This window comes from Acinetobacter lwoffii (genome assembly GCF_015602705.1).
In the GTDB taxonomy this organism is placed as follows: domain Bacteria; phylum Pseudomonadota; class Gammaproteobacteria; order Pseudomonadales; family Moraxellaceae; genus Acinetobacter; species Acinetobacter lwoffii_E.
In genome coordinates, this window is sequence record NZ_CP059081.1 from 1,437,806 (window position 1) to 1,464,192 (window position 26,387).

General features: G+C 44.3%; 23 protein-coding genes. 8 read left to right on the forward strand and 15 right to left on the reverse strand.

Translation table 11 applies throughout. The features are described from left to right. Positions 1-33 precede the first annotated feature (33 nt). The 9 genes from gcvH to H0S56_RS07065 all read right to left on the reverse strand — a co-directional run bounded on the left by gcvH (position 34) and on the right by H0S56_RS07065 (position 10,562). Positions 34-408 carry a glycine cleavage system protein GcvH gene (gcvH, locus tag H0S56_RS07025; RefSeq protein ID WP_004280423.1) on the reverse strand — a complete coding sequence of 125 codons (375 nt, stop codon included), beginning with the start codon at positions 406-408 and terminating at the stop codon, positions 34-36. A gap of 82 nt (positions 409-490) precedes the next feature. After that, the gene (locus H0S56_RS07030) at positions 491-1,519 is read right to left on the reverse strand and encodes an AraC family transcriptional regulator (protein ID WP_004280421.1); all 1,029 of its coding nucleotides are present in this window, start codon (positions 1,517-1,519) and stop codon (positions 491-493) included. Positions 1,520-1,968: 449 nt separating this feature from the next. After that, positions 1,969-3,822, reverse strand: coding sequence for an ABC transporter ATP-binding protein (locus tag H0S56_RS07035; protein WP_071850550.1), 1,854 nt, complete (start codon positions 3,820-3,822; stop codon positions 1,969-1,971). 226 nt (positions 3,823-4,048) lie between these two features. Beyond that, on the reverse strand, positions 4,049-5,302 hold the full coding sequence (locus tag H0S56_RS07040; protein WP_195726063.1) for a mechanosensitive ion channel family protein: 1,254 nt from the start codon (positions 5,300-5,302) through the stop codon (positions 4,049-4,051). Positions 5,303-5,488: 186 nt separating this feature from the next. Further along, entirely contained in the window at positions 5,489-6,025 is a 537-nt protein-coding gene (locus H0S56_RS07045; RefSeq protein WP_195726006.1) for a DUF2058 domain-containing protein, read from the reverse strand. A 15-nt stretch (positions 6,026-6,040) separates the two neighbouring features. Next, positions 6,041-6,715 carry a YoaK family protein gene (locus tag H0S56_RS07050; RefSeq protein ID WP_004647063.1) on the reverse strand — a complete coding sequence of 225 codons (675 nt, stop codon included), beginning with the start codon at positions 6,713-6,715 and terminating at the stop codon, positions 6,041-6,043. Between the two features lie 42 nt (positions 6,716-6,757). Then, positions 6,758-7,954: a serine/threonine transporter SstT gene (sstT, locus tag H0S56_RS07055; RefSeq protein WP_195726007.1), complete on the reverse strand. Its 1,197-nt coding sequence runs from the start codon at positions 7,952-7,954 to the stop codon at positions 6,758-6,760. A gap of 327 nt (positions 7,955-8,281) precedes the next feature. Next, positions 8,282-10,030: a SulP family inorganic anion transporter gene (locus H0S56_RS07060; RefSeq protein ID WP_195726008.1), complete on the reverse strand. Its 1,749-nt coding sequence runs from the start codon at positions 10,028-10,030 to the stop codon at positions 8,282-8,284. Between the two features lie 214 nt (positions 10,031-10,244). Further along, positions 10,245-10,562, reverse strand: coding sequence for an ArsR/SmtB family transcription factor (locus H0S56_RS07065; protein ID WP_004647061.1), 318 nt, complete (start codon positions 10,560-10,562; stop codon positions 10,245-10,247). Between the two features lie 281 nt (positions 10,563-10,843). Here H0S56_RS07065 and cysK point away from each other — a divergent pair, with 281 nt between their 5' ends. The 4 genes from cysK (at position 10,844) to H0S56_RS07085 (ending at position 15,408) form a co-directional block, all read left to right on the forward strand. Further along, a complete protein-coding gene (cysK, locus tag H0S56_RS07070) occupies positions 10,844-11,842 on the forward strand; it encodes a cysteine synthase A (RefSeq protein WP_180180759.1) in 999 nt (332 codons plus the stop codon). Between the two features lie 186 nt (positions 11,843-12,028). Next, complete coding sequence (locus tag H0S56_RS07075; RefSeq protein ID WP_005266310.1) at positions 12,029-14,728, forward strand: heavy metal translocating P-type ATPase; 2,700 nt, start codon at positions 12,029-12,031, stop codon at positions 14,726-14,728. Beyond that, positions 14,725-15,135 carry a Cu(I)-responsive transcriptional regulator gene (cueR, locus tag H0S56_RS07080; RefSeq protein ID WP_171260757.1) on the forward strand — a complete coding sequence of 137 codons (411 nt, stop codon included), beginning with the start codon at positions 14,725-14,727 and terminating at the stop codon, positions 15,133-15,135. Before H0S56_RS07075 ends, cueR begins: the two co-directional genes overlap by 4 nt. A 78-nt stretch (positions 15,136-15,213) precedes the next feature. Then, complete coding sequence (locus H0S56_RS07085; protein ID WP_195726009.1) at positions 15,214-15,408, forward strand: heavy-metal-associated domain-containing protein; 195 nt, start codon at positions 15,214-15,216, stop codon at positions 15,406-15,408. A gap of 93 nt (positions 15,409-15,501) precedes the next feature. Here the strand turns inward: H0S56_RS07085 and H0S56_RS07090 are convergent, their stop codons facing one another. Further along, on the reverse strand, positions 15,502-16,107 hold the full coding sequence (locus H0S56_RS07090; protein WP_195726010.1) for a TetR/AcrR family transcriptional regulator: 606 nt from the start codon (positions 16,105-16,107) through the stop codon (positions 15,502-15,504). A gap of 499 nt (positions 16,108-16,606) precedes the next feature. On the opposite strand from H0S56_RS07090, the gene H0S56_RS07095 reads away from it, so the two are divergent. Both H0S56_RS07095 and H0S56_RS07100 read left to right on the forward strand, forming a co-directional pair. Next, positions 16,607-18,388 carry an acyl-CoA dehydrogenase C-terminal domain-containing protein gene (locus H0S56_RS07095; RefSeq protein ID WP_195726011.1) on the forward strand — a complete coding sequence of 594 codons (1,782 nt, stop codon included), beginning with the start codon at positions 16,607-16,609 and terminating at the stop codon, positions 18,386-18,388. A gap of 83 nt (positions 18,389-18,471) precedes the next feature. After that, entirely contained in the window at positions 18,472-19,641 is a 1,170-nt protein-coding gene (locus tag H0S56_RS07100; protein WP_195726012.1) for a thiolase family protein, read from the forward strand. 190 nt (positions 19,642-19,831) lie between these two features. Here the strand turns inward: H0S56_RS07100 and H0S56_RS07105 are convergent, their stop codons facing one another. Then, positions 19,832-20,899: a zinc-binding metallopeptidase family protein gene (locus H0S56_RS07105; RefSeq protein WP_004647052.1), complete on the reverse strand. Its 1,068-nt coding sequence runs from the start codon at positions 20,897-20,899 to the stop codon at positions 19,832-19,834. A 406-nt stretch (positions 20,900-21,305) separates the two neighbouring features. Between H0S56_RS07105 and H0S56_RS07110 the strand changes: the two genes are divergently transcribed. Beyond that, positions 21,306-21,752, forward strand: coding sequence for a GNAT family N-acetyltransferase (locus tag H0S56_RS07110; RefSeq protein WP_148334757.1), 447 nt, complete (start codon positions 21,306-21,308; stop codon positions 21,750-21,752). Positions 21,753-21,897: 145 nt separating this feature from the next. Beyond that, positions 21,898-22,785, forward strand: a complete 888-nt coding sequence (locus H0S56_RS07115; protein ID WP_148334756.1) for an EamA family transporter — start codon at positions 21,898-21,900, stop codon at positions 22,783-22,785. Positions 22,786-22,859: 74 nt separating this feature from the next. Here the strand turns inward: H0S56_RS07115 and pcaD are convergent, their stop codons facing one another. The 4 genes from pcaD to H0S56_RS07135 form a co-directional block, all read right to left on the reverse strand. Further along, positions 22,860-23,639 (reverse strand): 3-oxoadipate enol-lactonase, encoded by a 780-nt coding sequence (gene pcaD, locus H0S56_RS07120; RefSeq protein WP_153566396.1) that lies wholly within the window; start codon positions 23,637-23,639, stop codon positions 22,860-22,862. A 59-nt stretch (positions 23,640-23,698) separates the two neighbouring features. Beyond that, positions 23,699-24,904, reverse strand: coding sequence for a 3-oxoadipyl-CoA thiolase (gene pcaF, locus H0S56_RS07125; RefSeq protein WP_153566397.1), 1,206 nt, complete (start codon positions 24,902-24,904; stop codon positions 23,699-23,701). Positions 24,905-25,037: 133 nt separating this feature from the next. Continuing rightward, positions 25,038-25,694 (reverse strand): 3-oxoacid CoA-transferase subunit B, encoded by a 657-nt coding sequence (locus H0S56_RS07130; RefSeq protein ID WP_195726013.1) that lies wholly within the window; start codon positions 25,692-25,694, stop codon positions 25,038-25,040. Positions 25,695-25,713: 19 nt separating this feature from the next. Continuing rightward, a complete protein-coding gene (locus H0S56_RS07135; protein WP_153566399.1) occupies positions 25,714-26,385 on the reverse strand; it encodes a 3-oxoacid CoA-transferase subunit A in 672 nt (223 codons plus the stop codon). Positions 26,386-26,387: the final 2 nt, after the last annotated feature.

Sequence of the window (26,387 nt, forward strand, 5' to 3'; positions counted from 1 at the left end):
CCCGGAGGCTGATTATCTGAATCTTAGACCAGTTTAGAGGCCAGCTTCATATTCTGTATTGGAAAGCAGCTTTTCGACATCGGCCATATTGTCTGGCTTGATTTTATAAATCCAGCCTTTGCCATATGGGTCGTCATTAATGAAATCAGGATCATCTTCAAGATCAGGATTGATTTCAACTACCACACCAGACACCGGCGCATGAATATCAGAAGCTGTTTTTACTGATTCAACCACGCCAGCTTGTTCGCCCGCAGTGATATGTGAATCAAGATCTGGTGCTTCGACATAGACCAAATCGCCTAACGCATCCTGTGCATGGTCGGAAATACCGGTCACAACAAGATCACCCTCAATGCGGACCCATTCATGTGTACTTGCGTACTTTAATTCTGCAGGATGATTCATTGATAACTCCTTAAAAATCTTAAGATCATTTTTGACATGTTTTATACATTCTTTTTAAGAAAAACAAAAGGCTTATGCTCCTTTATAAATAAGGATCTTTGCGCCAGTTGCTCGGGCTGCGGCCACTCCAGCGTTTAAACGCCCGGCTAAAATTGGCGACATCACTATAACCCAGTTCATCGGCAATCTGTTCCAGAGTGAAATCTGTCCGGGACAATAATGAGGTGGCATGCCGGTAACGAACTTCATCGACTAGGGTAGAAAAGGAGGTGCCTTCGGCGGCGAGTTGACGTTTTAAGGTGCGGTCAGACATGTGTAAGCGATCTGCCACACTTTCAATACTCAGATAATGCTGCTCGGCATGGGTCAAGATATCTCGGACGCGCATCGCAATCCGATGCCGTTCGCCCAAGGCAGAAAGTTCCGTTTCACACTGGTTAATCGCAATCTGGCTGGCAATCGGATCGGCGTGCACCAGCTTATTCATCAGGTAACTTTTATCAAAGCTCAGAATTAAATGCGGTTGTTCAAAACGGAACTGATGCGTTGGAAACTTCGCCATAAAGCGTTCAAAACCTTCCGGCTTCTTAAAATCGAAGTCGATTTCTCCCGTGGCATCGGTAACGCCTGTAATGGCTTTGGCCATACTGATCAGACCAATCATCAAGGCAATGGAAATTTCGGTGCGCAGCGGTTCAAGCTGAATATCGGTTTGCAGCTGTACCGTGGCTTTAGCACCAAAAGTCGAGAAAAACAGTTGCAGGAAGGGTAAACGAAGTTGAATAAATCGATTCGCCAGTACCAGCGCATCGGTAATATTATTCGCCGTCATAATCGCATAGCCAATAAAGCCATGAATCGAGATCCGCATCTGTGTGCCGAGATGATAACCCAAGGTCGGCTCTCCGGTCAGTTTCAGGGCATATTTGACCAGTTCGTTGGCGACAGGGGTTGGAATACGAAAATCAGGATCTGCCAACTGTTCACTGGTCAGGCTAAAAGGTTGGAAAAGCGATTCATTGTTATAACCCCAGCGGGAAATGACATCGAGAAGCAGGAGACCGTAAACACCTGGAATTCCTTGGTCTTGGCGTGGAGCAATTGTTTTCATGCGCGATCCGTTGCACTCATTCAAATTTTTTTATTTATAAATAGATATTGGCATGAAGCCGCCAAATTTTTCATTAAAATTGTTGGACAAAATTTTGGCGATTGTGACTCTGCCACTGGCAGATTAGTCTAAATTCAGCATTAAAATCAATTTAAACCACATAATTTTATTGATGAAATTAAAATTATTTTATTGAACCGGACACATCTCTGCATTGGCTGACTAAGGACAAGGAAATTGCTTAAGCATTGAATAGGACTTCTTCAGAGAGCTTTCAGAACTAGAGAGTTATGTCATTTCATTAAAATACCAGATAGATGGCAACTTGCTGTTCATCTGTAGAGAAAATTTTAAAAAGAGAGGTCTGGCAAAGTTTTCCTTTTTCCAGACCTGTTCAATATTAAGGACGAGCAAATGATCAGAAGTTTTGAAATCTTCTACAGATCATATTATTCATGATCTTTTGATGCTTTGACCTGTTGCTGAATCAGCATGCCACCAGTTTGACGCTGCCAAAGTTGGGCATAGATGCCATTTAATGCCACCAGTTCATCATGCGTGCCTTGCTCGGCGATTCGACCTTGATCCAGTACAATCAGACGATCCATCTGGGCAATGGTAGACAGGCGATGCGCAATTGCAATCACGGTTTTACCTTGCATCAAGTCGTCCAGACTGTTTTGAATTGCTGCTTCGACTTCAGAATCCAGCGCACTGGTCGCTTCATCCAGAATCAGAATCGGCGCATCTTTCAGGAATACACGTGCAATTGCAATTCGCTGACGCTGTCCGCCGGAAAGTTTCACGCCACGTTCACCGACATAGGCTTCATAGCCTTTTTTGCCACGCAAATCCGTCAGATTAGGAATAAATTCTTCTGCTTTGGCTTTACGCACAGCTTCAAACATTTCTTCATCAGTCGCATCTGGACGACCATATTTAATGTTTTCCGCGACAGTGCGATGTAGCAGTGAAGTATCTTGAGTCACTAATGCAATATTCTTGCGCAAACTGTCCTGAGTCACATCGTCAATATCCTGACCATCAATCAAGATACGACCCTGGTTAATATGATAAAAATGCAGCAACAGTTGAATCAGGGTAGATTTCCCTGCACCTGAACGGCCGACAATACCAATTTTTTCACCTGGGCGAATGGTCAGATTAAACTGATCAATCACGTTTTTATCATTATAGGCAAAGCTGACATTTTCGAATTTAATTTCACCGTGATTGAGCTGTAGCTCTTTGGCACCCGGTTTATCTTCAATGGCAATTTTGCGGCCTAAAGTTTTCATACCATCCTGAATGGTACCGACATTTTCAAACAGGGCAGAGGTCTGCCACATCATAAATTCGGCAATACTGTTCAGTTTCAGTACCATTGCTGTAGTTGCAGCAATAATGCCCAGCTCGGCCTGACCTTCCATCCACAACCAGATCGCAGTACCCAGTACGCCGCCATATAACACTACACTCAGCAGTAAAATACTGATTTCGTATTGGGCACCCAGACGCATCTGTTTATATACCGTTACCATAAATTCCTGCATAGAGGTCTTGGCATACTGGCTTTCACGACCGGCATGAGCAAACAGCTTGACAGTCTGAATATTGGTATAGGCATCCGTGATACGCCCGGTCATGACGGCACGGGCATCCGCCTGAGCATTGGAAATTTTGCTCAAACGTGGAATGAAATAACACGCTGCACAGATAAACAAGGCTAGCCAGACCATCAATGGAATGATCAGCAAGGGTGAAATTGCACCCAAAACAATATTGATGGTGATGAAATAAATCAGCACATAAGCCAGCATGTCACCCAGAATGACCCAGAATTCGCGTACTGCCAGAGCGGTTTGCATAACTTTGGCCGATAATCGTCCGGCAAAATCATTGTGGAAAAAATCCAGGCTTTGTTTCATGAGCAGATTATGAAAGCGCCAGCGTAAACGCATCGGGAAATTGCTATACAAAATCTGATGCTTAATTAGGGATTGGGCGCTAGCGAAAAAAATATTGGCCAGAAGAACAATACTCAGTAAGGTTAAATTGCTAGCATGCTGTTCCAGAAAAGTATCGGGCTGGCTTTTACTGAGCCAGTTCACCAGCTCACCAATTTTTGAATACAGAAAAGCTTCGAAGCTGGCAGCACCGGCAGTACACAGTACCAGAATCAGCAAATAACGGCGGACTCCATAGGCTGCCCGCCAGACAAATGGAAAAAACTTGGTCGGTAAAGGTTGGTTCAGATTTTTGGTGGGATAGGGGTCAACCAGTCTTTCAAGCCATCGAAACATTATCGTACTCTTATCATGCATTTTGCTTTTCGGGAATTATAAAGGATTCTGTTTTTTTAAGCCCGTAATTGGGTGAAATTGCCACAAAATGATTCACTCAATTAAAACTTGGATTATAAAAATTAAACTAAAGCCAGATTTATGCCAGTCAGGTTTTAAATAGATGAGGAAATAAAAAAGCCTGAAATGCAGCAGCACCTCAGGCTTGAGATTGGATGACTTGTATTTAAGTAATAATAGAAGACGGTTGAGTAAATGCTTCCTTTAAATCAAGACCTGAAGGCGCTTGATAGACCTTTAATCCAAATTCCGGAATAATCGCCAGCAGATGATCCATGATATCCGACTGGATATTTTCATACTCCACCCAGGCGGTGGTATTAGTAAAGGCATAAATCTCTAATGGTAAACCCTCACTGGTTGGCTGCAATTGGCGCACCATCAGGGAATGATTTTTACTAATGCCCGAATGTTGTTGCAGATAAAACTCTACATAGGCACGGAAAGTTCCCAGATTGGTGAGACGACGCTGGTTATATTGCGAATGATGACTCAGTTGCAGGTTAAATTGTTCCAGCTCTTCTGATTTGGTATTCAGGTACTGATCGAGCAGAATAAAATTTTTCAGCTTGTTCTGTTCTTCAGCCGACATAAAATGCACGCTGCTTTGATCAATATGAATCGAGCGTTTGATCCGGCGCGCACTGGCTTCCTGCATACCACGCCAGTTTTTAAAGGTATCCGTCACCAGTTTATTGGTCGGAATGGTGGTCACCGTTTTATCAAAGTTCTGTACCGTAATGGTATGTAATGACATATCAATGACATCGCCGTCCGCATTCAGCGAGGGCATTTCGATCCAGTCGCCAATACGCACCATGTCATAAGATGAAATCTGCACTGACGCCACCAGTGACAAAATGGTATTTTGAAAGACCAGCATCAACACCGCGGCCATGGCACCGAAGCCAGCCAGCAAGGTAAAGACATCCTTTTTCAGGAAAGTGCCGAGAATCATCAGGCCACAGACAATAAAGATAATCAGTTTGACCAGCTGCAAATAACCTTTAATCGGTTTGTTACGTGACTTGGGATTACGCTGATAGACCAGGTTAAAAATATTCAGTAATTCACCAAGAGCCAGGGCAATCGTCAGGAAGATAAAAGCCTGTGCCCCCATTTGCACAAAGGACTCAACCTTGTCAGATAAATGCGGTACCGTGGTAATCCCGTTCATGATCACCACTGCCGGAACAATATTGGCAATCCGGCGAATCACGCTATGCTCAGCAAAAATCTGATTATTGGCAAAAGGCATTCTGGAAATCAGTTGACGTATTCCGCGTACCACAATCTGTTTGGCAAATAGATTGGCAAGAATCGCCAGTAAAATCACAATACTCAGTGAAGATAGCATTTCCAGCCATGGGTACTGATTTGCCCATTCTTGAATATTCCGAATAAAATTAAACTGTTCCAAACGATCTTTCTCTTCAATCAAAAATTTAGATCAAGTTTATAGGTTTGGATCAGATTTTTTAATATTGGATAACTTTTTAAAACATATCTATTGGTGCAAATCGTTCAATAAAAGTGCCTACAAATAAAAAACCGGCGACTTCGCCGGTTTATGATCTTCGATATTTCAGTAATGATATCGCGATACTTACCACATCAAATCATCAGGAATGACATAAGCTGCATATGGATCTTCTTCATCGGTGGTTTCTTCATTTTTCTCTGAATTATTCACAATGATAAAGCCGGGCATTTTCGCATTGATACGATCTGCCAGCGCTTTTGGCAAGAAAGCATAGCTGTCATTTTCACGTGCAATGACCAGACTGCCTGCCACCAGCGCATTATAGATTTGCTGGTTCAAATAGACTTTTTTGATTTTGCTGTCATCAATAAACTGATACACCGCATCGCCGTCAGTATTACGGATTTTGTGCTGATTAATCATTTGCATGATTGCGGCTTTCAGTTCTTTTTCCTGCAAAGCTGCTTTTTTCTCTAGCTCAATTGCCTGATCTTTGGCCATTTTTTGCTGTTTATCTTGTTCAATCTTGGCCTTGATTTCAGCCTCGGTACCGTCACCGGTGCGTTTTTCATGCACAGCCTGTTTAGACAGTTTTTTGGCTTTTTTATTATCGACCAATCCTGCCTTTAACAATTGTGCCTGCAATGCATTTTTAACCATGAGAATGTCCAGATATTAGTCGTGTTGATGTCGATAACGTAAATAAATCACCCAATACGTGAGACTGAGAACCAGACTCAGCACTGCCGGGATCAGGAATGCATTTAATTTTAAATAAGGATATAGCCAGCTGGCAAGAATGCCGCCGCTTAAAAAACCGAGCAAAATAAGCAGATGCAAAACCACACGTCGTGATTCTACCTCTAAACCGCGCAACCGGTAGCCCATCGCCAAGCCAAGGTCGGTCAGTACGCCAGATAAATGCGTGGTGCGAATGATGGCACCTTTATAATGGCTGACCATGGCATTTTGCACCCCCATGGCAACACAGGCCCATAACAAGGCGTAGCGCGGGAAATAGGGCAACAATAACCAGCAGATCAAAATAAAAATAGCCACCAGACTTAAAGGGTAACCATAAAGTTGCCCTAGGCGAAAGTGACTATTTCCAAGAATGAGCCCGCTATAGGATGAACCAATGACATAGCAGAGTGTGACCAAAAAGAGATACAACATCTGTTCTGGTTGCCAGTTTAGCAGGGCCATGGCCAGCATGCTGACATTACCGGTCATATGTGAAACAGACTGGTGCAGTACCGTCACCAGCCCCAGGACGTTAATCATGCCGGCATTGACCGCAAGAAAAAACGCCCCTAATTGTACCCAGGTAGGTAAACGCTGTAATGGCATAACAACATCATTGGCTAAACATATTGATTAATCAATATAAAATCAATTTGATGCGCGGTCTACTGCTGTAGTAAATAAAACATCGGTCGATGAATTTAGCGCGGTTTCAGTAGAATCCTGCAATACGCTGATGACCATACCAATCGCAACGACTTGCATGGCAATATCCGAAGAAATCCCAAACAGGCCGCATGCAACTGGAATCAGTAACAATGAACCGCCTGCAACACCAGAAGCACCACATGCCGAGACGGTTGCCACCACAGAAAGAATCAGCATGGTACTAAAGTCCACGCTAATGCCCAAGGTATTGACTGCTGCCAAGGCGAGAACCGTAATAGTCACTGATGCACCACCCATATTGATGGTCGCTCCCAGAGGGATGGCAATGCTTGAAGTCGATTCTTTAACACCCAGACGTTTCGCCAAGTCCAGATTGACCGGAATGTTGGCTGCTGAACTACGGGTAAAGAAGGCGGTAATGCCACTTTCACGTAAGCAGGTGAACACCAGTGGATAAGGATTTTTGCGAGTAACGGCAGCAACAAGCAACGGATTGATGACCAGTGCAACAAACACCATTGTGCCTAACAATACAGTCAACAAATGTACATAGCTCGTCAGCGTGTCCAGACCAGATTCAGCAAAAGTGACTGCCACCAGACCAAAAATACCCACAGGCGCGAAATTGATCACCAGACGGATCACATAATTAACCGCAAAGGCCGCATCATTTAAAAGCGTTTTGGTACTATCAGATGCATGACGGAAGGCAATACCCAAGGCCACTGCCCAAGCCAGAATACCAATAAAGTTTGCTTCAGCAATCGCAACGACCGGATTGGTAACAAAACTGAGCAGTAAATTCTTCAGGATTTCTACCAGACTGCCAGGTGGCTGTAAGTCAGCTTGTGCAGCGATATCCAGAAACAGCGTACTTGGAAATAAGATACTCGCAACCACGGCGCTCAGTGCAGCAAGGAACATACCCACTGCATACATGATCATAATCGGTTTGATGGGGGTGTTGGATTGACCCACCTTAAAATTCGCGATAGAAGCTAACACTAAAATGAAAACCAGAATCGGTGCAACAGACTTCAAGGCTTTAATAAACAGGTCGCCCAATAGGCTTAATGAGGGAGTAGCTTCGGGAAATACCACAGCCACACCCACACCTAAAATAATGGCGATGATGATTCGAGAGACTAAGCTCATGCGCATAAGGGCAGAAAACATAAGGTTGCCTTGTGAAAATTACGAGGGCTAAATTTGGGAAAAAGTTGCGCTATTTTATACTTAATTTAAACAAGGCTTAAAATATATTTTCATATAAAAACCAAGATATTGATATTATTCATTTATTCTAAAATTAATTGCTTTAAAACATTGCTTATATTGAAGAAAAACTTCTTAAAATGATGAATAAATCACCACTTCTAAAATTGTATTCATGAAATAAATATCAAAGTTAAATAGATAAATTCAAATTATATTTGAAAATTTAAAAAGTTAGAACTTATGACCGGTTGGAATTTTCGGCCATAAGTTCAAGTATCTGCTGTCTTAAATTGTATAATCTTTATGCTGCTCAAAGATCTCTGGCGCCAGGTCCTGAATCGCCTGAAAATGGGTCAGATAAATCCGACCGCTCAAATGCGTCATCAATTTAGAAGCTTGCAGCTTGTCCATGACCGGACCTTTGACTTCGGCAAAATGCAGACGAATATCCAGTTTGGCCAGTTCCGCATTTAAATCTTCCAGCATTTCCAAGGCACTCAGATCAATCGCACTGATGCTGGAACAGTTAATAATCACATGTTGCAGCTGGTCATTCAGGCTGATCGCATTGATCAGATAACCTTTAAAGCTATTGGCATTCAGAAATGTCAGATTCTCATCAATCCGCAGTGACAGCACCCGGTTTGAGGTACTGACCTGATGCCGCTGAATATTGCGAAAATGCTGGGTTCCTTCCACTAGACCGACAACCGCAATATGCGGTCGGCTGATTCGCCATAACATCAGCACAAATGTCGATACGATCCCAATGATCAAACCGGTCGAAATATCAATAAGAACCACGCCCAGAAAGGTAATCCACATGGCAAGGCCATCTGCCTTGGAATAGCGCCAGGCATCAAAAAATGGCTGAAAATTAACCAGCTTCCAGATGGAAACAATAATCGTCGCGGCCAGAATGGTCAGCGGCAGATCTTCAAAAAATCCGGTAAAGAACAGGCTCACGAAAATAATCAGAATCGAGGATAAAACACCGGCCATAGGTGATTTGGCACCGGCATCGGCATTCACCACCGTCCGCGACAGGCTGCCGGTCACAGGAAAAGCTGAACTCACGCCTGCACTGATATTGGCCAGACCGAGCGCGATCAGTTCCTGATTACTGTTTAAATGACTGCGTTGCTGTAAGGCCGTGGCTTGAGCAATCGATAGTGACTCCACAAAACTGATCATGGCGATCATGCTGGCACCCGGTAACAAGGTCATCACCAATTCCCAGTTCCAGTGTGGAAAAGACAAGGGTGGAAAACCGGAAGGAATTGCACCGACCGTTTTAATACCCTGAAGCTTTAAATCCAGAAAGACAATCGCCGCAATCCCCAGACACACCAAAATCAGCGGCACCGCACGGACTAAAAAATCTGTAGAGCCAAGCCGGCTTTGGACAGCCTGAGATTTTAATAACTTGGGCAGATAGATCAGCAGACCGATAGAGAGCAGGCCGAAAATCAGGCTGGGCACGTGCAGCAGCGGGAAATATTGCAGCAGACTGCTGGCAAACTCCGGAATGTTATTGGCTTTTAAGGGAAGATCAACCAAAAACTTTAACTGTCCAAAAGCAATCAATAAGGCAGAGGCAATAATAAAGCTTTGGATCACCGGATGACTGATCAACTGGATCAGAAAACCAAAACGGAATAATCCTAAAAGCAGGGAAATAATGCCAACCATCAGTGCCAATAAAGTCGCAGCTTCGATATAGACCGGTGAGCCGACTTCAAAAAGTGGATTAAGCGTAGCAAAAGTCATCATGGAAATGATGGCCACGGGGCCAATCGATAGAGTTGAACTCCCACCGAGCAGCGCATAAATGATCATCGGCAGGATGCTTGCATATAAGCCCATGATCGGCGGCAGTCCTGCCAGCATGGCATACGCCATCCCTTGAGGCACCAGCATCGCCACCACAATCAGGGCGGCTAGCACATCGGACTTAAATTTGACCGGCGTATAGTGGCTTAACCATGCCCAGGCAGGCAGTTTATGCAGAAGTTTAGACTTGGAATTTGGCATAAAAAGGTCTAAATCACAAATATAGATATATTATGCACAAATTCTGCTAAGAAGTCTTAGCTGATCTAGCTTCTTGATGATTCATGTTTAAAATGAATCATCTGGGTCAGTCACGTATCATTCGAAAACTTATGATCGTGATCTTAATGATTTAAAACGACATCAATAAGAGTTTAAAGAAATTCATCTTGATGACTGAAAAAAGAAAGATTCTTTATTTAGCTGGATTGCCGCAATACAATCGATAAAGGGTATTTAAGACCACAATCAAATTTTGATCTTTAATTGAATAATAAATCTGTTTGCCATCGCGTCGGGTATCTACCACATCGCTTTTACGCAGCATCATGAGCTGTTGGGAAAGAGTCGGCTGTTTAATCTCAGTTATTTCCTCAATTTCTGAAACATTCAGTTCCGCTTGAGACAGATGACATAAAATAAGAAGACGGTCGGTATTGGCCAGAGATTTTAAAATGCCGACGACCTGTTCTGCTGAATCGCGCATAGTCGTGATTTCAAAATCGGTTTTCATTCAATATGTCCATTATAAAGTTACAGCCCGCTAATTATACGGGTCTTAGCCCGTAATACCTTGCTAAAAACAGTTAAGTTTTATGGTTTTTAATGAATTGAATTATCAATTAAAATTATATTTTAAATATTGATAGATAAGATAAATTTATTGCATAGTGTAGAAAGTATTTTAGTTCACATTCGTGCAATGAAGTGCAAGTTTCATCAAACATCTACAAAGCAAAAAAATGCTTGTATGATGTTTAAGCGACTTGAACCAATAACATCAGGGATATCATCATGAGTACAGATTCAGCTTTTCCAACACCGAATAATTTAGGTATAGCGGTTTATAGTAATAATGCAGACGCGATTGGAAATACACCGCTTGTTCGTATTAATCGTGTGATTTCCGCTCCGGCCACGGTACTTGCGAAAATTGAAAGCCGTAATCCGGCATTTTCAGTCAAGTGTCGTATTGGTGCAGCGTTGATTAATGATGCTGAAAAATCTGGCAAGCTCAAATCCGGTATGCATATTGTCGAGCCAACCAGCGGCAATACCGGTATTGCATTGGCTTTTGTTGCGGCAGCCAAAGGTTATGACATTACTTTGACCATGCCTTCAAGCATGAGTATTGAACGCCGTAAGGTGGTGAAAGCATTGGGTGCCAATCTGGTACTGACTGATCCGGCCAAAGGCATGAAAGGCGCGATTGAAGAAGCACAACGTCTAGTCAATGAAAATCCTGAACTGTACTATCTACCACAACAGTTTGAAAATCCTGCTAACCCTAAAATTCATGAAGAAACTACGGGCCCAGAAATCTGGGAAGCGACTGCGGGCAATGTCGATATTCTGGTCGCAGGTGTCGGAACGGGTGGAACCATTACCGGTATTTCACGCTACTTTGAAAAGGTAAAAAATAAGCCTTTATATTCAGTGGCGGTGGAACCCGCTGAGTCTGCAATTATTGGTCAGGCCAAACGCGGTGAAGACATTACACCTGGACCACACAAAATTCAGGGGATTGGTGCCAACTTCATTCCGGGTAATCTGGATTTAGACCTCGTTGATGAAGTGATTGCCATTAATAGCGCAGATGCAGTCGAGTGGGCACGTAAAACGGCGGCTCAGGAAGGTATCCTGGTCGGCATTTCAAGTGGCGCGGCTATGGCAGCCGCGGCACAATTGGCGGCTCGCCCTGAAAATGCTGGTAAAAATATTGTGGTGATTTTGCCAGACGGTGGTGAACGTTACCTGTCTTCGATCTTATTTGAAGATATTTCTGCCGAATAACATTGATGCATTTTATATTTTAAATACTGGCATACAAGCCCGAAGTCATCTTCGGGCTTTTTTATTGGGTAGTTTTAAATCGCAGCAGGACGCTGCATTATTTTTAAAATAGTCAGATGAAGGACTTGACCTTACCATGATGGGAATGTTTAAGCTATAACATCAACAGTGAGTTGAGGCATGGAGATGGGCATGGTAGAACAAGACAGCAACCGCTTATATGAGCAGCAGGTGCAGATTGGCGGTATGACCTGTGCCTCCTGTGTCGCTCGGGTGGAAAAAGCCTTGAAAAAAATTGAAGGTGTGGTCGAGGCATCTGTCAACCTGTCGACTGAAAAAGCTTTTATTAAAAGCCAGCAGCCGATTGCTGCCGCTGCGCTGGTTCAAGCAATTGAAAAATCCGGTTTCGATGTACCGACGCAACAGTTTGATTTGAACATTGAAGGGATGACCTGTGCATCCTGTGTGGCTCGCGTAGAAAAAGCCCTAAAAAAAGTGGAAGGCGTGTTGGATGCACAAGTGAATCTGGCCACTGAAAAGGCGCATGTGAGTGCGATCAATTCTGTGCCATTGTCCAAGCTGACTCAAGCCGTGCAAAAAGCCGGTTTTGATATTCAGAGCGATCGCATTGAACTGGCTATTGAAGGCATGACTTGCGCTTCATGTGTGGCACGTGTGGAAAAAGCTTTATTGAAAGTAGAAGGTGTCAGCGAAGCACAGGTCAATCTGGCCACCGAAACGGCCTGGGTGAAAGCCTTACATTCCCAGATTCCGGCCTTGATTGCTGCTGTGGAGAAAGCCGGTTATCAGGCTACAGTAAAATCCGGTACGGATATGTCGGCAGATAGTCATGGTGCTTTTCAGGAAAAGAAAGCCAATGAAACGGCACAACTGAAACGAGATTTATGGCTTGCAGTCATTCTGACAGCGCCTGTATTTATTCTGGAAATGGGCTCGCATCTGATTCCGGCATTTCATCATTTTATTGCCCATACGCTGGGAACCCAGAACAGCTGGTATCTGCAGTTTGTACTGACCACTTTGGTGCTGATTATTCCGGGACGGCGTTTTTATCAGCATGGTATTCCAGCTTTATTACGTCTGGCACCAGATATGAATTCTCTGGTCGCAGTCGGAACCATTGCAGCTTACGGATTTTCCTGTATTGCGACCTTTTTTCCACAGCTGTTACCGCAGTCCACCGTGCATGTGTACTTTGAAGCGGCCGCCGTTATTGTCGCGCTGATTTTACTGGGGCGTTATCTGGAAGCTAAAGCCAAAGGTAAAACCTCGGAAGCGATTCAGTATCTGGTCGGTTTGCAGCCGAAAACAGCCCGAGTGCAACAAAATAATCACTGGGTTGATCTGGCAATTGCCGATGTACAACAAGGCATGCTGATTGAAATCCGCCCGGGTGAAAAAGTCGCCGTCGATGGTGAAGTGGTTGCCGGGCAAAGTTATATCGATGAAGCGATGATTAGCGGTGAGCCTTTACCTGTGGCCAAACAGGCTGGTGATCAGGTTGTCGGCGGTACGGTAAACCAGAACGGAACATTGCAAATCAAGGCTACTGCGGTCGGCCAGGATTCGGTACTGGCGCAGATTATTCAGATGGTGGAACAGGCACAAGGTTCAAAATTACCGATTCAGGCCGTGGTTGATAAAGTGACTTTATGGTTTGTGCCGGCTGTTATGGCGCTAGCGGCCTTGACCTTTATGGTCTGGTTCCTGTTTGGGCCTGAGCCGAATCTGACCTACGCCTTGGTAAATGCAGTCGCCGTACTGATTATTGCCTGTCCATGTGCGATGGGACTGGCGACTCCTACCTCAATTATGGTCGGAACTGGACGTGCAGCAGAACTGGGCGTGCTATTCCGTAAGGGTGAAGCTTTACAGTTGCTGCAACAAACCAAAGTCGTCGCGCTGGATAAAACCGGAACCTTAACTGAGGGAAAACCGCTGCTGACCGACTTTGAAGTCACTGCAGATTTTAATCAGCAGACCGTATTACAGCTCGTCGCTTCAGTGGAGGCCAAGTCAGAACATCCGATTGCCCACGCCATTGTTCAGGCTGCTCGTGAGCAAGAACTGCAACTGAGTAAAGTGACCGATTTTGATTCGATCACTGGTGCAGGGGTAAAAGCACAGGTTGCTGGTCAGCAGCTGCATATCGGTGCAGAACGTCTGATGCAGGACTTGGGCTTAAATGTCGATCTGTTTAGAGCTACTGCACAAAAGCTCGGTGATCAGGGCCGCAGTCCTTTATATGTAGCGATTAATCAAAAGCTGGCTGCGATTATTGCTGTCGCTGACCCGATTAAACCGACTACTTATAGCGCGATTCAGGCCTTGCATGACCAAGGCCTTAAAGTAGCGATGATTACGGGTGATAATCAGCATACTGCGCAGGCGATTGCCAAACAGCTGAAAATCGATCAGGTGATTGCGGAAGTCTTGCCGCATGAAAAAGTCGATGCCGTACGACAACTCCAGCAGCAATACGGCGTGCTCACTTTTGTCGGGGATGGAATCAATGATGCGCCGGCACTGGCACAGGCCGATGTCGGTATGGCGATTGGTACCGGCACTGATGTCGCGATTGAAGCAGCCGATGTGGTGTTGATGTCAGGCAATTTACAGCATGTGGCGACAGGCATCGGCTTGAGTCAGGCGACCATGCGCAATATCAAACAGAACCTGTTTTGGGCCTTTGTTTACAATATTGCGTTAATTCCGATTGCCGCAGGTGTACTGTATCCGTTTTGGGGCATTCTGTTATCACCAATGTTTGCCGCAGGCGCGATGGCACTATCCTCTGTGTTTGTGGTTAGTAATGCCTTGAGATTAAAAGCTTATCAACCGGTGCAGTTTAAGGAGTCAGTATGATGAATATTGGTCAGGCCGCAAAACGGTCCGGCATCTCTGCAAAAATGATCCGATATTATGAAGAAATCGGCTTGTTGCCGGCTCCGAAACGCAGTGATACAGGTTATCGGGTTTATAGTGACGCGGACATTAGAACCTTAAGTTTTATCCAGCATGCACGTGAACTGGGCTTTTCTTCAGAGCAGATGAAAGAATTACTCGGCCTGTGGCTGAACAGCTCACGCCAAAGTAGTGAGGTCAAACAGTTGGCACAAAAACATATCCAGTTTTTACAACAGAAAATTGCCGATATGCAGCATATGCTATTAATTTTACAGCAATCGGTTGAGCAGTGTGCCGGCAATGAACAGTCCGATTGCCAGATTTTAAAACAGATTGAACAGGGTATCATTCCTGAGCAGCACTGACCTGATCTTCAATTAAATTTAGGTTAAATATAGTCTGCTGAATCCTATAAACTTTAAACCGATCCTATGGAGCTAAACATGAAATTCCGTATTGAAAATATAACTTGTGGTGGCTGCGCGCGCAGTGTCACGGCTACGATTAAAGATCTGGATGAAAATGCCACTGTGAATATTGATGTGGCGACTAAGCTAGTTGAAGTTGAATCGACAGTCAGTGAGTCTGAGATTGTGGCAGCTTTAACCGAAGATGGTTTCCCGCCTGTGGCAGCCTGATCATTGTCGAGTTAGATTGCGAAAGTGATCTTATGCACTCATACAGCCAAATAAAAAATGCCTGATTGAATCAGGCATTTTTTATTCTAGTGATCATACCGATGAGATTTTATCTGGCGTCATCAGCGCCTGATTAATATACAGCTTAATCAAACGTTCACGTGACCCAATTGCTTTTTGGTAATGGGTCGAATTTAATAACAGCGAAGCGCCATAGGTGACTGTCCAGATATAAGATAAATAATCGCGAATCGACATGGCACTTTCTAAAGCCACCAGATAATCATGGGTGATGTCTTTAATCCGGATAATCCGTTCTTCACGAATACGATAAAGCTCCTGAAATAACTCTTTCAGATTTTTTTCGTTATTGGTTAAACGCTCTTCAATGACATGTAACAGGATGGTTCGGTTCGAATTGAGCATGTGATAGAGCATATATTGTGAAACATAATTTTTAATATCGTTATTATGCTTTTTTGATATTTCTAGAATTCTTTTTTCATTCAGAATAATCAGTTCTAAATATAACTGGTTCTTGCTTTTAAAATGTTTGTAGATGGTTCCTTTTGCGATGTCCAGTTCACTGGCCAGCTCACTCAGGGTAATGTCCTGATTATTATCCAGTAGCAGGCTTTCCGCCATGCTGAGGATCTTCTCTTTACGAAGAAGGAAGTTCTGCTGTCTTACAGTCGTCATCTTCTTGGTCCATACTTTTCGAAAAAGAACCTTCCAAGAATATGCAATTTTGCACGCGATGGCTATAAAACTAAGGTCGTGATATTTATCTCATTTTGTATATTTATGCAGCAACTGGTGACAAATAAAAATAGCGATGCTGAGCAGACAGAAATATTGTCAAGAAAACTGAACCCTAGAGATCAACTTTGCTAAATAAAATTCCATTTTCAGTATAATTATTTTATTGTTTCAGCGCACGAAGCTAAATCCTTTGACTGTTTTAAACCCATATTCATCAGGGTTTAGTACGGAAAGTAGATCAATATTAAGCTGGTATATTCAGTTACTCATACTGAACATGAAGACGTGATTTTCAATGCAACTTTATGAATCTAGATATAGATTTAATACTGCAAGAATTGGATATCACAATTTTAAAATGGCTTGTTTGTATTCTAATGAAAATTAGAAAATATTTAGCAACAGGATTGAGTATCACCCTTTAAGGAATTTAAAAATGCCGATTTATAATGCGCCGCTAAAAGACATGGAATTTATTTTAAATGATGTATTCCAAGCGGAACAATTTTGGCAAGGTAATGAAAATCTTGCACATTTAGATATGGCGACGGCAAATGCAATTCTGGAAGAGATGGCCAAATTTTCCAAGAATGTTATTCTTGACCTGAATCGTCCTGCTGATGAAGAAGGTGGTGCTCAGTTTAACAATGGTGTGGTGACGACACCCAAAGGTTTTAAAGAAGCGTTCAGACAGTTTGCCGAAGGTGGCTGGGTAGGCTTGGGTGCTCCTGAAGAATGGGGCGGGCAAAACATGCCGAAGATGCTCACGGTTCTGGCGGATGAAATGATCTGGAGCACCAACCCATCTTTTATGCTTTATCCACTACTCACTGTGGGTGCAGGTATGGCGATCAATGACCGCGCCTCACAGGAACAGAAAGAAACCTATTTACCAAAATTCTATACGGGTGAATGGTCGGGCACCATGTGTCTGACTGAACCACATTCCGGTACCGATCTTGGCATTATCAAGACCAAAGCTGAACCGAATGAAGATGGTTCGTACAATATTACCGGTACCAAAATTTTTATTACCAGCGGTGAGCATGATCTGAGTGAAAATATCATTCATCTGGTGCTGGCAAAAACTCCGAATGCACCAGCAGGTTCACGTGGTATTTCATTATTTATTGTGCCGAAATTCCTGATCAATGCCGATGGTTCACTGGGTGAGCGTAATACAGTAGCTGCCGGTTCGATCGAACATAAAATGGGAATTAAAGGCTCGGCGACCTGCGTCATGAACTTTGACGGCGCCAAGGGCTATATGGTTGGCAATGAAAATGAAGGTCTGGCCGGCATGTTCGTGATGATGAACTACGAACGTTTGTCTATGGGAATTCAGGGCATTGGTGCAGCAGAATTTGCCTACCAGAATGCGGCACAATATGCGACGGACCGTTTACAGGGCCGTGCATCAACTGGTGCAAAATCTCCAGAAAAACCAGCCGATTCAATTCTAGTCCATGGCGATGTACGCCGTATGCTGCTCAATGTACGTGCTAACAATGAAGCTTCACGTGCTTTTGCGGTGTATGTCGGTCAACAGCTGGATATCACCAAATACTCAACCGACCCTGAAGCGGTGCGTAAAGCGACTGACCGTGTGGCGCTGTTAACGCCAATCGCCAAAGCTTATTTGACCGACAAGGCACTGGATTCTGCACTGGAAGCGCAAATGTGCTTCGGTGGTCATGGCTATATCCGTGAATGGGGCATGGAACAGTGTATTCGTGACCTGCGTATTTCACAGATTTATGAAGGCACCAATGGCGTGCAGGCGATTGACCTGATTGGGCGTAAAACCACCAAATGTAATGGGGCTTATATCGCGGAATATATTGCTGAAATCCGTGAATTTGCCCAAAATTTAGATGATTCATTGACGATTAAAACGGCGACATTAGAAGCCTGCCAGCAACTTGAAGATATCACCAAATTCATCGTCGAGCAGTCTAAGCTGAACCCTGATTTTGCTAATTCGATTGCTGTCGATTATTTACATGCGGTTGGGCTGCTCAGCTTTGTCTATATGTATGCGCGGATTAGCAAAGCCGCCGCAGCCAAAGACGATAGTTACTTCCAGAACAAACTGGTACTGGCCAACTATTATGTGGCCAAAGTACTTCCGGATTTGAGTGCACGAATCCAGCGTATTCAGGCCGGTGCGGAACTGGTCATGCAATTGCCTGAAGCATATTTTACCGCACAGGCTTAACCCGCAATGATTGCGAAGGACCAGCCCTACAGTGCTTTGGCTATGTAGGGTTGATAACAATGATGAAAAAGGATGAAACTAAAATGATCGTAATTGTAGATGCAGTACGTACCGCGATGGGCGGTTTTCAAGGTTCATTGTCAAGCTGTACCGCGCCAGATTTGGGTGCTGTGGCAATTAAAGAAGTAGTGGCACGTGCAGGTCTGTCGGCCAATGATATTGATGAAGTGATCATGGGCTGCGTACTGCCAGCCGGTTTAAAACAGGGTCCGGCACGTCAGGCCATGCGTCAGGCAGGTCTACCGGATTCAACTGGTGCGACCACCATCAATAAAATTTGTGGTTCAGGCATGAAAGCCGTGATGCAGGCAGCAGATGCGATCAAGGCCGGTTCAGCAGAGATTGTGGTTGCAGGCGGGATGGAGTCGATGTCAAACGCACCCTATTTAATGGACAAGGCACGTGCCGGTTTCCGCATGGGACATGGCAAAGTCATTGATCACATGTTCCAGGAAGGTCTGGAAGATGCTGAAACAGGTCTGTCGATGGGAATTCTTGCCCAGGAAATGGCGGATAAAAAAGGTTATACCCGTGAGCAGCAGGATGACTATGCGATTGGTTCCTTAAATAAAGCCGTGACGGCGGTGCAGCAAGGTTTCTTTAAAGATGAAATCGTACCGGTCACTGTCAGTAGCCGTAAAGGCGATGTGGTGGTGGAACAGGATGAACAGCCTTTAAATGCCAAGGCTGACAAAATTCCAACTCTGCGTCCAGCGTTCAAAAAAGACGGAACCATTACTGCGGCAAATGCCAGTTCAATTTCAGATGGTGCTTCAGCACTGGTGATCACCTCGAGCGAAATTGCTGCACAGCGTAACTTAAAACCGCTAGCTCATATTCTGGCCTATGCCAGCCATTCGCAGCATCCATCAGAATTTACCATTGCACCGGTTGGTGCGATTGAAAAAGTCCTGAAAAAAACCGGTTGGGATGCTCAGGATGTTGACCTTTGGGAAATCAACGAAGCGTTCGCCATGGTGACCATGTTAGCCATTGATGGCTTTAAACTTGATCCAGCAAAAGTGAACATTAATGGCGGTGCCTGTGCACTTGGTCATCCATTGGGTTCTTCTGGTTCCCGTATTATCGTGACCTTGATTCATGCCTTAAAACGTACTGGCGGCAAGAAAGGGATTGCATCCTTATGTATCGGTGGTGGTGAAGCGACTGCGATTGCTGTGGAACTAATTTAAGCCCATCTTAAATCGTATATTCAGGTAGCAAACTCAATACTGATTCATTCAAAAGTTGCTGCTCTTGGTTCGCCAGGAGCAGGGATTTTTTAAATCATATTAATTTTTAAAATACACAATAAAATCCATATTTTCAGACTTTGCTGATCCCATTCCATCAATAGTTTTACTATAAAAATTACTTTTTAAATTATTTAAAAACTTTTTCCAGCACATGCCGGTGAATAAATCGTAACTTGTCTTTAACCGCTTCGCTCAGCTTGAACGGGTAGGCATCTTCCAGGCCCATACAACGGTTTAAGGCATTCAGATTAAAGGTCAAGGTAACCCAGTTTTCCAGAATATGTTCAAAATCCTGTCCACCAATCGGGCATTCTTTAAAATCCATGCTGGCGAGATAGCTGCCATTTCCTTCAACACGCATACCACCATAGTAGGCAGTTTCCAGTGTTTCCATCATATGCAGATAGTGCGCCCAGGTTTCTGCCCAGTCTTCCCAGGGATGGGCGGTAGCATAAGCACTGATGTACTTTTCCTGCCAGTTGATTGGCGCGCCTTCATTATAATGGCGTTCAAGTGCCTTGCCATAATCCTGCCGCTCATCGCCAAAATACTGACGGAATTCATCTAGCAATTCCGGATGCATATGTTGCATGAGCGCAAAATAATAATGGCCGCTTTCATGACGAAAATGACCCAATAAAGTCCGGTAGTTTTCACCCATATTCACACGTGTAGTTTCACGATAAACCACATCAGCTTCAATGGCATTGAGGGTAATGACACCATTGGCATGACCAATTAAAACAGGCTTGTCTTCTTGGGGCAGGAGAAAATCAAAACGCAGACCAAATGGATCATCTTCAGACTTTTTAGGACGTGGCATCATGTTCATGCGCTGTGCCAAATACAGAAAACGGCGTTTGGCTTCTTCCAGTCGAAACCAGTAAATCAGGTTCTCGGAATTTTCCAGATCAGGAATGACATGAGTCAGCTGACAGGATTCACAAAACTCCTCGTCTTCATCGCTAGGAATCATCCAGTTGCATACCTGATAATTTACATAATTGTGACAGGGTTTATAACTGGCATGCTGGTAGTTCTTGGCGATTGGAACCCATCGCTCAGCACTCTGTTTTTCGAATGCGCATAGCTCTTTTTCCGAAGCGATATAACCGATCGGTGACAGGCAGTGATCACAAACTGATTTGTAAAAAAACAGCTGTTGCTTGCAGACGGCACATTCAAAATGTTTCATTAAACTCCCTGTAGGGAAGCGAACGACCTAAAATGTTTATCGATGATGAACACGAAAAAAGGTTCAGAATGCCTACCTAATTTTCTTCCTGATAAAGAAACATCATAAAAATTTCATTGAAAATTCTATATGGATGAATTGTAAATATAGGCTGCTTGATATTAAATGAAACATCAATTGAATCTTTGTTTTAATAAAAAAGTATAGTTAAACAAGCTTTTAAATAAATAGATTTTTAAATAGAGTGAGTTGCCATCTTAAAAACACGGACAAGGCGTATTGAAGGATATTACCAAATATTCCGACCGGTTTTTAAATTTGGGGGAAGTCCATTCAAGAACAGCTAACTTTTAAGAATAAAAAATTTTTAATGTGAGCAAGCTAATAAAGAGGAATTAAAAAAAACATGAAAATTAGAAAAGCCAATCTTCAGGATACTCGTGCCATTGTCGATGTGATTGCACCCTTTGTCGATGCCGTGATCAGTTCGGAAGAAGGTCGCCAGCGCTTTCAGCCTGAGATGATCCAGACCATTTTCGAGCGTCCGGACATTCATTATTTTGTGACAGAAATTGACCATCAGGTGATAGGCGTCGTGGCTTATATGGAACCTGCACACTTCATGCATTTTTTCCTGAACCAAGTCTATCAGGGGCAGGGTTATGGCCGCCGGCAAATGTGGCACTTTTTAGAAAGCGAGATCCGCCGTCAAGGCCATTCAATTATTACGGTAAAATCCAGTCTTTATGCCTTGGATATTTACAAGCGCTTTGGTTTTGTGGAAACAGGACAATATACGGAAGAACATGGAATCCGTTTTATCCCGATGCGAAAGGATTATCGGGATTTTTAAGAGAAAAATAAAATTGTTTTTTCCGCTGGAATCTTTCCAAATTAAGGCAAACTTTCTGCTATCGGCCTGCATCCTATTTTTAATTAGTCAGTCCTTTTGTTAAGGCATAGAATTAATTCACTTTTGTAGTAATAGCGATCAGTAGATGGCATTCAGCTGGATTTTTTTTACTTTAATGGCTGCATTTATGCAGGCTTGGCGTAATGCCTTTCAAAAACAGCTTAGCACCACGGTTGATGTGTGGGGAGTCACCCTGGCACGCTTTATTTTTGGATTGCCATTTGCTGCGCTGTACCTGAGTAGCCTGTATTATTTCAAGCCAGTTGAAAGTGTGGTGCATTTCACCCCGAAATACTGGTTCTACATCCTGATTGCCGGCATCAGCCAGATTCTGGCAACTGCCCTGATGGTGCAGCTGTTTAAACAGAAAAATTATGCAATTGGCGTAGGGCTAGCAAAAAGTGAAGCCATTCTGGCGGCTATTATCGGGGTAATTTTCCTGTCTGATCATTTGTCTGTGCTGGCCTGGCTGGGTGTGCTGATGGGGGGCTATGCAGTTTTCCTGCTAAGTAAAGGTAGTCAGCTGACAGGCTTGTCTACCAAGACTTTAGCGATTGGGATTGGCAGTGGTTTAAGTTTCGCCATTACTTCGTTACTGGTGCGTGAAGCAAGTCTGGAATTACCGATGCTACCCACCATACACCGTGCTTCATGGGTGCTAGTCTCAGTGATCGGTTTTCAGTGTATCAGTATGCTGATCTATCTCAGCCTGTTTAGCCGCCAAACCTTGCAAGCCATGTGGCAACGTCTGGGCTTAACTTTTAAAGTGAGTGTGTGCAGTTTTATAGCATCACTCGGCTGGTTTACTGCCATGAGCATGATGAGTGTGCCGGTCGTGAAAACTTTGGGACAAATTGAGATTCTATTTAGTATGCTGATTTCTGCATATTTCTTTAAAGATAAACTGGCACGTACCGAGCATTGGGGTCTGGGCTTAGTAGTGATTGCAGCGATTTTAGTGATCTGGGCCTGATGTAGAACCAGTTTTTTAAATCTAAGCATAAAAAAGCCACTGATCAACAGTGGCTTTTTCTTTGCATTTATTGTTTAAGCAGCAATAAATTTCTGAACCGCCTGATTAAAGGCTTCTGGTTGTTCCATATTGGAAATGTGCGAAGCATTGATTTCAAACAACTGGCTTTGTGCAATTTCAGCTTGCATGGCTTGTCCATCTGCAACTGTCGTCACTGGATCTTGCTGACCGGCCACAATCAGTACCGGCACTGATATCGTTTTGATCTGTTCACGTAAATCCGCCTTAGCCAAAGCTTCGCAACAACTTGCATAACCTTCCGGGCTGCCAGCTCCAAGGTCGTTTGAAAGTTCTGCAACTGTCGCTGCGTTGCTTTGGACAAAGGGATCGGTAAACCAGCGTGATGCTGCAGTCGATGCAATCGGAGCCAGACCTTGTTCACGCACCAGCGCGGCACGTTCCAGCCAGGCTTGTTCCTGACCAATCTTGGCAGCCGTATTGCAGATAATCACGTGGCTAAAACGTTCAGGTTTGTTAACCGCTAACCATTGACCGGTTAAACCGCCCATAGAAATGCCACAGAAAGCGGCCTTCTGGATGTTCAGGTGATCCAGCAAATTGACCACATCCTGACCTAACTGTTCAAGGCTATATGGACCTTGTGGTGCAGAGGAAGACCCATGACCACGCGTGTCATAACAGATGACAAAATAGTCCTGCTGGAAAAATTCAATTTGTGGCTGCCACATGCTGAATTTGGTGCCCAATGAGTTAGAAAAAACCAGAGCCGGATTCTTTGCATCACCAAAGGTCTGGTAATTGATCTGGGCATCTTTGGATGTAAAAGTTGGCATTGAAATCCCTCCCGACCTCCCTTTAAAAAAGGGAGGAGGTTTATCTTTTTAATAGGTTGTTAGACGCGTTCAATAATCAAAGCGATGCCTTGACCAACACCAATACACATTGAACAAAGACCGTATTTACCACCAGTGTGTTCCAGCTGGTTCAATGCAGTTGTCACTAAACGCGCGCCAGATGCACCCAGTGGATGACCCAAGGCAATTGCACCGCCGTTTGGATTGACTTTCTCTGAACCGTCTTCGATACCCAAGTCACGGGTACATGCCAACGCTTGAGCAGCAAAGGCTTCATTCAACTCGATCACATCCATCTGCTCTAAAGTCAGACCGGTTTGCGCCAATAGTTTCTTGATGGCAGGTGCTGGACCAAAGCCCATGATGCGTGGTTCAACACCAACGACGGTTGAACCAATAATTTTGGCACGTGGTTTTAAGCCATGTTGAGCAATTGCTTCATCAGACGCGATCAACAGGGCAGCTGCACCATCGTTAATCCCTGAAGCATTACCAGCCGTTACCGTACCATCTGCTTTGACCACGGGTTTCAGTTTTGCCAGAGCTTCTGCAGTGGTAGAGGCACGTGGATGTTCATCTGTATCGACAACCACCGGCTCGCCTTTACGCTGCGGAATCACCACAGGAATGATTTCATTTTTATAGAAACCTTTGGCCTGCGCTGCTGCGGTACGTTGCTGGCTGGTCAGGGCAAACTGATCCTGGTCTGCACGGTTGATGTTGAACTGCTCCGCCAGATTTTCAGCGGTTTGCGGCATGGTTTCCACACCGTACATTTCTTTCAGTTTCGGGTTGATGAAACGCCAGCCCATGGTGGTGTCTTCAATCTTTTGGCTACGGCCATACGCCGTTTCTGACTTGCCCATCACGAATGGGGCGCGTGACATGCTTTCTACACCACCAGCAATAATCAGATTCGCTTCACCGGCTTTAATCGCACGTGCTGCCATTGCGATGGCATCCATCGATGAACCACACAGGCGGTTCACGGTCGTCGCTGGCACCTGATAAGGTAAGCCTGCAAGCAGAGAAGACATACGACCGACGTTACGGTTGTCTTCACCGGCCTGATTGGCACAGCCATAGATCACGTCATCGACCTGTTCCCAGTTCACACTTGGATTGCGCTCCATCAACGCTTTAATTGGCAGCGCACCTAAGTCATCTGCACGGACAGGCGCGAGGCCACCGGCATAACGACCGAATGGAGTACGGATGGCATCGATAATATATGCGTTTTTCATTGTGTATTTGCTCACATATTTAAAAGAAGAAAACTCCTCCCTTTTTAAAGGGAGGTTGGGAGGGATTTAATGAAGTAGTTTTATTCCTCAAATCCTCCCTAAGTCCCTCCTTTAATAAAGGAGGGACTTCCCCTTAATTTGATTGAGTCGCATCAATCAGTTTGGCACCAGTCAATGACTGCAATTCTTCAAATGACAGACCTTCGACTTTTTCAATCACTTTCATCCCTTCAGGCGTGACATCAATCACGCATAGGTCGGTATAGATACGGTCGACACATTTCAGGCCTGTAGCCGGATAAGACAGTTCAGCCACAATTTTTGGCTCACCTTTTTTGGTCACATGATCTGTGGTAATAAAGACTTTCTTGGCACCCACAGCCAGATCCATCGCACCGCCGACTGCTGGAATTGCATCTGGAGCACCAGTATGCCAGTTGGCCAGATCACCATTTTCAGCGACCTGAAACGCGCCTAATACGGCGATGTCTAAATGACCGCCACGCATCATCGCGAATGAATCACCATGATGGAAGAAACAACCGCCTTCAAGTAAGGTCACGAATTCTTTGCCAGCATTGATCAGTTCAGGATCACGGTCTTCTTCAGCGGGAGGAGGACCGAACGCCAACAGACCATTTTCGGAATGCAGGAAGACGTCTTTATCGCTTGGCAGGTAGCTGGAAATCTTGGTCGGTAAACCGATACCCAGGTTCACATAAGCACCATCAGGAATGTCTTGTGCCACACGTTCAGTGATCTGGTCACGGGTCAGTTTGCTATAGCTCATTATTTATCTCCGATGCCAATTATTGTGCAGGTTTAACTTGAACAACGTGTTGAACAAAAATTCCCGGGGTGATGATGTGCTCTGGATCGAGTACGCCCAGCTCAACCACTTCTGATACCTGAGCAATGGTCACATCTGCTGCCATCGCCATAATCGGGCCGAAGTTACGCGCAGATTTTCGATAGACCAGATTGCCCCAACGATCGCCTTTAGAAGCTTTAATCAAGGCAAAGTCAGCTTTAATCGGATTTTCTAAAACGTAGTCTTTACCTTCGTAGTTCATGGTCGGTTTGCCTTCAGCCAGCAAGGTACCAAAACCGGTAGGCGTGTAGATTGGACCTAAACCCATACCAGCCGCCTGAATACGGCAAGCCAGATTACCTTGTGGTACCAGTTCCAGTTCAATTTTTCCAGCACGATACAACTCGTCAAATACCCAGGAATCAGACTGACGCGGGAAAGAGCAAATGATTTTACGAACAGCACCCGCTTTAAGCAGTTTCGCCAGACCATAGTCGCCATTACCGGCATTGTTGTTAACAATAATCAGGTCTTTAATACCCAATTCGATCAGACCATCAATCAGTTCAGCAGGCTGACCCGCTGTACCGAAACCACCGATCATAATGGTAGAACCGTCCTTGATCTGGGAGAGTGCTTCTTTCAATGATAATGAACTTTTATCTATCATAA